The organism is Micromonospora sp. M51 (genome assembly GCF_018070305.1).
In the GTDB taxonomy this organism is placed as follows: domain Bacteria; phylum Actinomycetota; class Actinomycetes; order Mycobacteriales; family Micromonosporaceae; genus Micromonospora; species Micromonospora parva.
Genome location: NZ_JAGPXZ010000204.1, coordinates 1 through 8533, shown reverse-complemented (window position 1 = coordinate 8533; position 8533 = coordinate 1). Strand labels below are relative to the sequence as shown.

Genomic DNA, 8533 nt, shown 5'->3' with positions numbered 1-8533 from the left:
GTCCAGCAACGCCGAGGTCTGACCCACCACGTTCGCCGCTCTCGCGCCGTCGACCGACCGGCCGGCCAGCACGTCGACCAGCCGCTCGGAGCCGAGCAGGCTGCCGCGCAGCCGCAGGTCCGGCCAGATGCCCTCCTGCACGCCGGCCACCGCGACCAGGTCCCAGTCCAGGCCCTTCGCCGCGTGCGCGGTGAGCAGGCGTACCGCCGCACCCCGGTCGGCGGTCGGCGCGATGGTGTCGGCCGGCAGATCCTGGGCGAGCACGTAATCGAGGAACACCTCGGTACGGGCACCGGGCAGCCGGTCGGTGAACCGGGCCGCCGCGTCGAAGAGGACCAGCACGGCGTCCAGGTCACGGTCGGCCGCCTCGGCCCGCCGTCGCCGGGCCAGGTCACCCTCGCCGACCTCCGGGCGGCCCTGGTTGATCGCGCCGGCCCAGCGTTCGGCGAGACCACTGGCCTGCCAGACGGCCCAGAGCACGTCCTCGGCTGTCGAACCCGGCCGATCGGCGGCCTCGCGTGCGATGGCCAGCAGCCCGGCCACCGCCTGCGCCGGTTCCGCCCAGCGACGGTCGATGCCGGCCAACTCCTCCGGATCGCGCAACGCCTCGACGATCAGCTCACCGGAGGGACGTCGGTCACCGGCAGCCAGCGCGAGCGCCCGCAGGCCCTGCCGCAGCCGCCGCTCGGCCAGCGGGTCCGCCCCACCCAGCGGCGAGTGCAGCAGTGCGACAGCCGACTCCTCGTCGAGGCGTTCCGGCTCCAGTGCGCACCGCAGCAGGAGCAGCAGCGGCGCGACCGCCGGTTGCAGGTGCAGGGGCAAATCCTCACCGTGCACCACTGTGGGCACCCCGGCCGCGTGCAACGCCCGTCGCAGGGTGGGCAGCTGCAACGCGGTGGACCGCACCAGCACCGCCATCCGGGACCAGGGCACGCCGTCGAGCAGGTGCGCCGAGCGCAGCGCGTGGGCCAACCAGGCGGCCTCGCTGGTCGCCGAGCGGAACGTGTGCACCTCGACCACACCGGGCGGCGCGTCCGGCAGCGGGTGCAGCCGGCGGTGCGCGGCCGGACCCCGCAACCGGCGACCCAGCCGGGCGATCGCCGCGAGCAGACCCGGGCCAGCCCGGTACGACGTGGACAGCAGCACCTGCGCGGCGGGCGCACCGGAGGCCGTCCGGAACCGGTGCGTGAACGTCGTCACCCCGGCCGGGTCGGCGCCCCGGAAGGCGTACGTGGACGAGTCGGGGTCGGCGAACGCGACAAGCGACTTGCCGCCGCCCGCGATGACCGAGAGCAGCTCCAGTTGGGCGGGGTCGGTGTCGGCCAACTCGTCGAGGTAGACGTGGGCGAGCCGGCGGCGCTCGGCGGCCAGCAACTCCTCGTCGTCGCGCAGCAGCCCGGTGGCCGCCCGGACCAGCTCCGCCGGGTCGTACGCGATGGAGCCGCGGTTGCTGACGTCGCGCAGGGCGAGCACTGCCACGTACTCCCGCAGGAAGCGGGCGGCAGCGGGCCAGTCGGCGCGGCCGAGCTTCTCACCCAGCCGGGCCAGGTCGGCCGAGCCCACCCCGCGTTCGGCGGCGCGCATCAGCAGGTCACGCAGCTGGCCGGCGAACGCCCTGGTCCGCAGGGCTGGGCGCAGGTCGGTCGGCCAGCCGACCGGGTCGTCCTCGGGCTCCTCGCCCACCACGTCCAGCAGCTCACGGATGATCAGATCCTGCTCGGGGCCGGTGAGCAGCCGGGGCGACGGTTCCCCCCGCTCGGCGGCGGCGCGGCGGAGCAACCCGAAGGCGTACGCCGGGAAGGTGCGCACCAGCGGCTCCCGCAGCACCCGGTGGCCGTCCTGCGCGATGCGGGCCTCGATGCGCTGCCGCAGTGCGGTGGCGCCTCGGCGGCCGAAGGTCAGCACGAGGATCCGTTCGGGGTCGACCCCCTCGGCCACCCGGGCGGCGACCGCCTCGACCAGCGTGCTGGTCTTGCCGGTGCCCGGACCACCGAGCACGAGCATCGGCCCGTCGGTGTGCCCGACCACCTCGGCCTGCACCGGATCGGCCCGCCAGCCGCCGCCGACCGCCACCTCAGGCCCGACCACACGCTCGGCCCCACCGACGCCGGTGGACCCACCCGGGCGCGCGGACCCACCCGCCGCCCCGACACCGCCGCCGGACGTGCCGTCGCTGGCAGGCACGGAAGCGCCGTCAGGCGTCGCCCCGTCCCCCCGCGCCGGCCCACCGGGCCGCCGCACCAACCGGTACGCCTGCATCAGCTCATCCCATCAGACCCATCCGACACCAACCCACCCACACCCCAACCCACCTCGTCGATCATGAAGTTAGCGGCGCGACACGCCGACAGCGACGTCGACAACTTCATGATCACCGCAGGGGCGGAGGGGTGCGGGTCAGGTCAGGTGGGATTCGAGGATGTCCAGGGCCTCGGTAACGGTGGTGGTCACGGTCAGCAGGTCGCGGCCGGCGGGCTTCAGGAAGGTCTGATCGGCCAGCGCGTCGAGCCAGTCCAACAGGGGGCGGTAGAACCCGTCGGTGTCGATCAGCACCATCGGCTTCGCGTGCAGGGCGAGGGTGGCGGTCGTCCAGACCTCGAACAACTCGTCCAGGGTGCCCAGGCCGCCGGGCAGGGTGAGGAAGGCGTCCGACTTGTCGATCATCACGGTCTTGCGGGTGGCCATCGAGTCGGTCACCAGCAGCTCGTCCGAGGCCAGGTCGGCGACCTCCAGGTCGACCAGCGACTGCGGGATCACGCCGAGGGTGCGCCCACCGGCGGAGCGGGCGCCGTCGGCCAACGCGCCCATCATGCCGACGCAGCCACCGCCGCTGACCAGCGTGTGCCCGCGCTGGGCCAGCTCCGCACCGGTCTCGGCGGCCAGGTCCAACCAGCGCTGGTCGAGGGTACGAGAGGAGGCGCAGAAGACGCAGATCGCCGCCATCAGTCGTGATCCCGGGGCTGCTCGGTGGCCTGGACGGCGGCGGCCTGCTGGTCCGCCCCGGTCCGGGCGACGGCCTCCTCGCGGACCGCCTCCTGCTCGGCGGAGAGCACGGCCTCCGCCTCGACGATGTACCGGACCGCCTCGTTGACCTCGTCGGTGAGACAGATCAGGTCCAGGTCGACCGGCCCGATCTTGCCGGTGGCGGCCATCGTGTCGCGCAGCCAGTCCAGCAGGCCCTGCCAGTAGGCGACGCCCATCAGCACCACCGGGAACCGGGTGACCTTGCCGGTCTGCACCAGGGTGAGCGCCTCGAACAGCTCGTCCATGGTGCCGAACCCGCCGGGCAGCACGACGAACGCCTGGGCGTACTTGACGAACATCGTCTTGCGGGCGAAGAAGTAGCGGAAGTCGATGGCCAGGTCGACCCACTCGTTGATGCCCTGCTCGAACGGAAGCTCGATGCCGAGGCCCACGGAGAGCCCGCCGGCCTCGCTGGCGCCGCGGTTGGCGGCCTCCATCACTCCGGGCCCACCTCCGGTGATCACCGCGTAGCCGGCTCGGGCCAGCGCGCCACCCAACTCCTCGGCCAACTGGCACTCGGCGCTGTCCGGCGCGCTGCGCGCGGAGCCGAAGACGCTGACCGCCGACGGCACGTCGGCGAGGGTGTCGAAGCCCTCGACGAACTCGGCGAGGATGCGCAGCGCGCGCCAGGCGTCCTTGGTCTTCCAGTCGCCGCGCCCCCGCGAATCCAGCAGACGCTGGTCGGCGGTGCTGCTCGGGATCGCCCCCCTGCGCAGGGTGACCGCACCGCGATGCCGCTCCTGGCCCGGACCGCGACCGGCCTCCCGCCCGTTGCTCTGGCTCATGGAGCAACCGTAGTGGAGCAGCACCGGCCGGGTGCGCGGGGCGGGGACGCCGAGAAATTGTTCGCGATCAAGGGCAACTATTCGACGCTCCCGTACGTCTTACTATTCACATACCGGGTATGCCCCGGCGCGCGCCTTCGGGGGAGGAGACAGCGTGATCAGCAACAGCGAGATGATCCGGATCCGTCGCCAGATGCAGCGACGGATCCGAGACGTGGTGGCCGAACGCCGCCGCACCCGCCAGCAGAACCCGATCCCCACCTCCCCCACCCCGTCCGGAGCCGATCAAGAGGTTTGCGTCGCCGACAACGGGCCAGGCTGACGCAAACCTCTTGATCACCGACGGAAGCCGGGCCGCGACCGGTCAGGCTGGGGCTAGCCAGCGGTGCAGGGTTGCCGCGCCGTCGCGGATCTTGCTGATCTCGACGTGCTCGTCGGGGTGGTGGGCCAGGTTCGGGTCGCCGGGGCCGAAGATGAGCGCGGGGATGCCCATCGCCGCGAACCGGGCCACGTCCGTCCAGCCCAGCTTACCGATCGGCGCGGCGCCGACCGCCGCCAGGAACTCCTTCGCGGGGGCCGCTTCGAGCCCGGGCGCGGCACCGGCAGCCATGTCGGTGACCGTCACCTCGAAGCCGTCGAAGACCTCCCGCAGGTGCGCCTCCGCCTCGGCCGGCGTACGGTCCGGCGCGAACCGGTAGTTGACCTCGACCTCGCAGTGGTCGGGAACCACGTTGCCGGCGACCCCGCCGTTGATCCGTACCGCGTTCATGCCCTCGCGGTAGTCGCAACCGTCGATGGTGACCCGGCGGGCCTCGTACGTCTGGAGACGCCGCAGCACCTCACCGGCGGCGTGGATGGCGTTCACCCCGTGCCAGGAGCGCGCCGAGTGGGCGCGTACCCCGGTCGTGGTGACCACCGAACGCATGGTGCCCTGGCAGCCCGCCTCGACGATGCCGTAGGTCGGCTCCAGCAGCACCGCGAAGTCCGCCTGCAGCCACTCCGGGAACGCCTGGGCGACGAGGTTGAGGCCGTTGTACCGGGACTCGATCTCCTCGGCCTCGTAGAAGAAGTACGTCACGTCGTAGCGCGGCTCGGGCAGGGTGACCGCCAGGTGCAGTGCGTACGCGGTGCCGGACTTCATGTCGGAGGTGCCGCAGCCGTACATCAGGTCGCCGCGCATTGTCGACGGGAAGTTGTTGTTCAACGGAACCGTGTCGAGGTGCCCAGCCAGCACCACACGCTGCGACCGACCGAGGTCGGTGCGCGCCATCACCGTGTTGCCGTGCCGGTGGGTGGTCAGGTGCGGTACGCCCCGCAGCACCTCCTCGACACAGTCGGCGATCGCCTTCTCGTTGAGGGACACGGACTCTATGTCGACCAGAGCGCGGGTCAGCTGCACCGGATCGGCGAGGACCTCGGGGGTCAGCGGGTTCTCCATGGTTCGCACGGTACCTTCAGGTCTGTCAGTGCGAGGAGCGAGCCGAGGCCAGCCCGGCCGTGACCGAGAGGTGTAACAGTGACGTCCGCAGATTCCGCCTGGGGCATCGGCCTGGCTACGGTCACCGCAGACGAGCAGGTGCTCGACACCTGGTACCCGACCGGCAAGCTGGGCCTGGGCGAGCTGCCGCTGGTCGCCGGCGAGGACAAGGCGGACGTGCTCGACCTGCCGCCGGCCGCACTCGGTGACCGGTCGCTGCCCGGTCTGCGTACCGTGCAGGTGGTCACCGTGATCGGCTCGCTGGACGACCCGATCAAGGACGCGTCCGACGCGTACCTCCGGTTGCACCTGCTCTCGCACCGCCTGGTGCGACCCAACCAGGTCAACCTGGACGGCATCTTCGGCAAGCTGGCCAACGTGGCCTGGACGTCCGCCGGGCCGTGCCCACCGGATCGGGTGGACGAGCTGCGGGTGATCGAGCGGACCGCCGGCCGGCACCTGTCGGTGTACGGGGTGGACAAGTTCCCCCGGATGACCGACTACGTGGTGCCGTCCGGGGTGCGGATCGCCGACGCCGACCGGGTCCGCCTGGGCGCGCACCTGGCGGCCGGCACCACAGTGATGCACGAGGGCTTCGTCAACTTCAACGCCGGCACCGTGGGCACCTCGATGGTCGAGGGGCGGATCGTGCAGGGCGTGCTGGTCGGCGACGGCTCCGACATCGGCGGCGGGGCCTCCATCATGGGCACCCTCTCCGGCGGCGGCACCGACAAGATCAGCATCGGTGAGCGGAGCCTGGTCGGCGCGAACGCCGGCGTCGGCATCTCGCTCGGCGACGACTGTGTGGTCGAGGCCGGCTGCTACATCACCGCCGCGTCGAAGATCACGCTCCCCGACGGCCGGGTCGTCAAGGCCCGGGAGCTGTCCGGCGTCGACGGGCTGCTGTTCTGGCGCAACTCGGTCACCGGCGGGCTGGAGGCCCGGCCGCGCACCGGCCGGGGCATCGAGCTGAACGCCGCCCTGCACGCCAACGACTGACGGCCCCGCCGGGTCCGCGGCGTTCGGCCGCGGACCCGGACGGGGTACGCCTCAGCGCAACCGGTACGCCTGGATGATCCGTTGGGTCACCGTGTTACCGGCGGTGTCCCGGGCGGTGGCCCGTAGCGACACGTGGCCGGTGCCGGCCGGATGCCGCAACAGCGCCGACCAGCCGTCGGCCGAGGTGCGGACCAGCTTCGCCCTGCCCCAGGTCTTCCCGCCGTCGTAGGAGACGTCGACGGTGAGCTTCTCCACCCGGGCGCTCGGCGCGCCGGGCTGCCGCTGCACCCGTACCGGGATGACGAAGCCCTGACCGGCCGGAGCGCTGTTGTCGACCCGCAGCGGCGGCGCGAAGCGCACCACCGACAGTGGCAGTCGGGCCGGCGTGTCACCGGCGACGTGCCGCGACCGGAAGGTCCAACTGGACTCCACCTCGGTGCTCAGGTCGGTGAAGCTGCGCTTCGCCGACGTGACGAGCCGGTAGTCCGCCTTGCCCGGTGGCACTGTGAACTCGCCGTAGCCGGCGTACTCGCTCTCGCCGACCAGCTTGCCGTTGCGCCAGAGCTTGGTCTGCGCGCTGTCGTTCAGTGAGCCGCCCGGGTGCCCGGCCGCGTCGCTGTGGATCGGCACGTCGACCACTATCGTGTCGCCGTCGCGGGTGACGCTCTGGTGCGGCCAGCGCGGCTTCGGGAACGACGGTCCGTACGGGCCCTGGTTCCAGATCTCCTGCACCGTCCGCCCAGCCCGGTACGCGGTGGGGACGGAGAACAGCACCGTCTGCGGGTTCAACCAGCCTTCGTCGTCCACCGTCCCGAAGGAGACCTCGGATTCCCACGTCACCCCCTTGGTGTTGTAGTGCTCGACCCGCTGGCCGGGCACGGCGGTGGGCAGGATCAGGGCGGAGCCGCCGACGTTGTACTCCAGTACGGGGTACACGATCCGCTCGGCCTGCATGCCCGGGTAGCCGCCACGGAACCGGTGCACGACGGTTGCCAGGTCCCGTCGGGTGTAGTCGCGGACGAACCCGGTCGGCATCCGGCCGGGGATCGCCTCGGCCAGCGCGTACAGGTACGGGCTGTTGGTCGGGTCCGGCGTGGTCCACTGGCTGCTGACGGTGGCGACGAACCGGTCGGCGGGGCTCGGCTTGCCGAGCTGACCGCTGGTCAGGTCGGCGAACGTCTCGGCCCAGAGGCCGACGGTGTACGCGCTGCCGTCGTCGGCGGTGAAGTTGCCGCTGACGTCGATCAGGAGCGGTACGGCGGTCCGGTCCGGAATGGTCGTCCGCACCGGCTTGGCGCGGCGGGCGTCCACCACGATCCGGGTGTCCCGCTCGACTGTCACCTCGGGCTGCGCCAACAGGGACATCCCGCGCGGCTCATCCTCCGGACCGGGCTCGAAGACCAGACCGCTGAGGCCGTAGCGCCCCTTCGGCACCCGAACGCTGGCCACCCCGTCGGAGCTGACGACGTCCCAGGCGCCGAAGGTGTCCATCCCGAGCAGCAACGTCCAGTGGTCAGCGGTGCGCTCACCGGCCCGGTTCAGGTGCTCCACTGTCAGCGTGTAGCTCTCCACCTCCCGGTTCACTGCCAACGGGGTGACCGCGACCGCCGCCCCGGATCGGGCCACGATCCGCCCGGTCCAGTAGCCGTCGGCGTCGCCGAGGCGGGTGTCGGTGGTGACGGTCGTGGCGGCCGTGCCGCCGGCCGGCACGGTGAGTTGGTTGGCACCCAACTGGAACAGGCCGGCTGGCAGCGCGCGACCGCCGGGGCCGGCGCCCTCGACGCTCAACTCCAGGGTGACCGCCGCCGGACCGTCGTTGCGCCAGGTCACCGTGCGGGTGATCGGCGCGTCGTCACCGTGCGGCCAGAGCGCACGCCCGAACGAGACACTCACCGGGTCGGTGGTGACCTGTTGGGTGATCGCGTGCGCGACGTCGACCCGCCCGGCTCCCTGCTGGTAGGCGGTCTGCTCCGGGTGCGGCTTGGCGGCGGCCATCAGGGTGGCCTTGATCCGGTCGGCCCGCCATCCCGGGTGCTGCTGGGCCAGCAGCGCGGCCGACCCGGCCACGTGCGGGGTGGCCATCGAGGTGCCGGAGATGGTGACGTAACGGTCGTCGACCGGATCGCCGATGAAGCCGTTGGCGGACCGGGCGGCGACGATGTCGACGCCGGGCGCGGTGATGTCCGGCTTCACCGCGTCGTCGCCGACCCGGGGACCCCGGCTGGAGAAGTCGGCCAGTTCGTCGTCC

Annotated in this window: 7 protein-coding genes; 2 read left to right on the top strand and 5 right to left on the bottom strand. The window is 72.2% G+C overall.

The genetic code is table 11. From position 1 onward, the window contains the following. From KBX53_RS13555 to KBX53_RS13545, 3 genes are all read right to left on the bottom strand, one after another. Positions 1–2259, bottom strand: a 2259-nt coding sequence (locus KBX53_RS13555) for an ATP-dependent helicase (RefSeq protein ID WP_210859564.1), incomplete at its 3' end; no start/stop codon positions are given. A gap of 138 nt (positions 2260–2397) precedes the next feature. Then, positions 2398–2943, bottom strand: coding sequence for a TIGR00730 family Rossman fold protein (locus KBX53_RS13550; protein ID WP_210859562.1), 546 nt, complete (start codon positions 2941–2943; stop codon positions 2398–2400). After that, a complete protein-coding gene (locus KBX53_RS13545; protein WP_030337558.1) occupies positions 2943–3809 on the bottom strand; it encodes a TIGR00730 family Rossman fold protein in 867 nt (288 codons plus the stop codon). The genes KBX53_RS13550 and KBX53_RS13545 overlap by 1 nt, the downstream gene beginning before the upstream one ends. Before the next feature lie 154 nt (positions 3810–3963). On the opposite strand from KBX53_RS13545, the gene KBX53_RS13540 reads away from it, so the two are divergent. Then, entirely contained in the window at positions 3964–4131 is a 168-nt protein-coding gene (locus KBX53_RS13540) for a hypothetical protein (protein ID WP_156057972.1), read from the top strand. A gap of 42 nt (positions 4132–4173) precedes the next feature. Here KBX53_RS13540 and dapE read toward each other — a convergent pair whose 3' ends face one another. Further along, entirely contained in the window at positions 4174–5247 is a 1074-nt protein-coding gene (gene dapE / locus KBX53_RS13535; protein ID WP_210859561.1) for a succinyl-diaminopimelate desuccinylase, read from the bottom strand. A 78-nt stretch (positions 5248–5325) separates the two neighbouring features. On the opposite strand from dapE, the gene dapD reads away from it, so the two are divergent. Beyond that, positions 5326–6285, top strand: coding sequence for a 2,3,4,5-tetrahydropyridine-2,6-dicarboxylate N-succinyltransferase (dapD, locus tag KBX53_RS13530; RefSeq protein ID WP_210859560.1), 960 nt, complete (start codon positions 5326–5328; stop codon positions 6283–6285). A 51-nt stretch (positions 6286–6336) separates the two neighbouring features. On the opposite strand, the gene KBX53_RS13525 is transcribed toward dapD, so the two are convergent. Beyond that, positions 6337–8533: S8 family serine peptidase (locus tag KBX53_RS13525; RefSeq protein WP_210859559.1), on the bottom strand; the 2197-nt coding region annotated here is incomplete at its 5' end.

Coding starts and splice junctions, on each gene's coding strand:
- KBX53_RS13550 (WP_210859562.1), bottom strand. CDS start 2,943: ATGGCGGCGATCTGCGTCTTCTGCGCCTCCTCTCGTACCCTCGACCAG.
- KBX53_RS13545 (WP_030337558.1), bottom strand. CDS start 3,809: ATGAGCCAGAGCAACGGGCGGGAGGCCGGTCGCGGTCCGGGCCAGGAG.
- dapE (WP_210859561.1), bottom strand. CDS start 5,247: ATGGAGAACCCGCTGACCCCCGAGGTCCTCGCCGATCCGGTGCAGCTG.